Annotated in this window: 1 protein-coding gene and 1 pseudogene; both read right to left on the bottom strand. The window is 25.5% G+C overall.

Annotated elements, in window-relative coordinates; translation table 11 throughout:
- Positions 1-516 (bottom strand): annotated as a pseudogene (locus ACOTVC_RS08565) (hypothetical protein); the annotation flags it as partial.
- A partial coding sequence (locus ACOTVC_RS08560; protein WP_421628331.1) for a hypothetical protein occupies positions 516-2,097 on the bottom strand: 1,582 nt, incomplete at its 5' end. The gene ACOTVC_RS08560 and the pseudogene ACOTVC_RS08565, both read right to left, overlap by 1 nt.

Here is a 2,097-nt window from a genome sequence, read left to right as displayed (position 1 = left end):
ATAGTCTTGGATTATTCTTGCATTTTTACTATGAATTTCTTTTACATAGGATAAGATTTGTTCTTGATTTAGTATGGTTGTATTTTTTTCTATTTTGCATTGATATTCTAGATTGTTTGGGCTTGTTATATGGTAGCTTTGTCCTTCTGTTGTAGGTATAATTTTAGGTTTAACATAATCATCATTTTTTTCAGCTATCCATAGAGGATTTTTGATTTTTTTAACCTCTTCTTCTAAATTTTCAATACTTGTAGGTATATATTTTGGAATGAGTTTGTTGCCTTTTTTATTAAATATGATTTTACCTAAATAAATACCAAATTTGGGATTGTAAAATTTATCAAGTTCACTATCTATCAAGTGTCCAATTAACCAACCTTGTTTTTCACTAGGGCATATATTGTTAAAACATTTTATATTAGTATTTACACCTAGATAAAGTGCGTTTGGTTCTTTTCTAGTTTGTAAAAAATGTTCATATTTTTTTATATTTGGTAATGGTCCTATATTATTCATTATATTATTCCTATTTTTTCTCTAAATTTACCAGCAATAATTCTGGCATCTCTTTCGCTTGGTTGTATAAAATATAAAGGAGAGTCTGTTAAATTCTTTTTTTTATCTTTTGTAACTACAATCTTTTTTCTACTTTCATAGTAGGTTTTATCTATAAAACATTTTTGTGTTCCATATTCTACGCTATCAAAAAGCAAACATTTTTTATTGTAAGCATTAAAAATATCATGATAATTCCATTGTATATACAAATTTACTGTGTTTAAAAAAAGTAACCTTTCTAAGCTATTGTTGGAGTTGATATTTATATGACTAACATAAAAATGTCTAAATTCATGTATAATAGTATCGATGAAATCAATAAAATACGTTTTTGGGTTTAAACTTAAAATATTATTTGTAAAATCATAAGTCCCAGAATCCCCGTTATTAGGATTATTTGTAATTATAGGTAAATCTTTTTCATTTATATTTATTCTTTTGGCAAAGTTTTTTAAAAAATCTTCTATAATTTCTATATGAATGTTTTCATTTTGAATTTTTTTTTCAAAGGTAAGTCTATAAATGGGATTTTGATTATAAACTTCTGAGGCAGTTGTATAAAATTTCTTTCTTTTTTTTATGTATTCATCTCCATCTTTTACGCTTTTTATAAATTTTTCATTCGCTAAATCAAACCTATAATAAATATAAGCAATTTTTCCAGCAAGCTGAGGGTAGGTTTTAAAAAAGATATTATCATTTGTTTTGTTTTTATCTTGTAATTTACAACAAGTTTTTAAAAAATCTATAGCTTCTAATACGCTAAAAATATAATTTGTATAAATGATGTCTTTTGCTAAATTGCTGTTGTTTGTGTTATTCATACCCCCTAACACCCCCTCTCTTACACTATCATCATCTCCAACTCCCACTCTAAAGCTCATATCTATGATGATGTAATGATCTTCTAAATTAGGTATAGTTTTTTCACTGCTATAAGCAAATAAAACTATGTAGTATTTATAATCTTGTATGTCTTCTTTAGGCTCATTGCTTCTACTTATAGGTAAGCAAAAGGATAAAATATTGTCTTCATAGCTTTCATTATAAATCAAATCATCATTTTCAAATAATACCTTAAGATTTTTTTCATCAATATAACCATTGCAATCATGTAATAATAAATTTAATTTTTCTTTGCTTTCGCATTCTACAAAAGCCCATTTTAGTTTTTCATCGCTTTCTTTTTCTAGTTGTAAGCTTATATAAGTCCCTGGTGCAAAAGAGGTATTTAGATCTATATTATCACTTGCAAATATAATTTTATTATTTAGTTTTTGGGGGTATTTAACTTCTAATTCGCAAAGCAATTCTTCTTCATTTACAATATAACTTAAATGCTTTAATAAATCTTCAAACAATACTCCATTAACTATTCCTATACTACCATTGCTACCAAATTCTCCCTTTTCATTAATGTTATAAAGATACAAATCCCCCTTACTCATACTTTCTTTATTCTTGCTTTTTCCTTTTTCATTATTTGGATTTGAAATTTCTATTTCTTTAAAACTTTTAGAGCATTCTTTATCTGTGTAT

Source organism: Campylobacter sp. GB48 (assembly GCF_049221845.1).
Taxonomy (GTDB): domain Bacteria; phylum Campylobacterota; class Campylobacteria; order Campylobacterales; family Campylobacteraceae; genus Campylobacter_D; species Campylobacter_D lari_C.
This window is presented reverse-complemented; position numbering and strand designations above follow the sequence as displayed.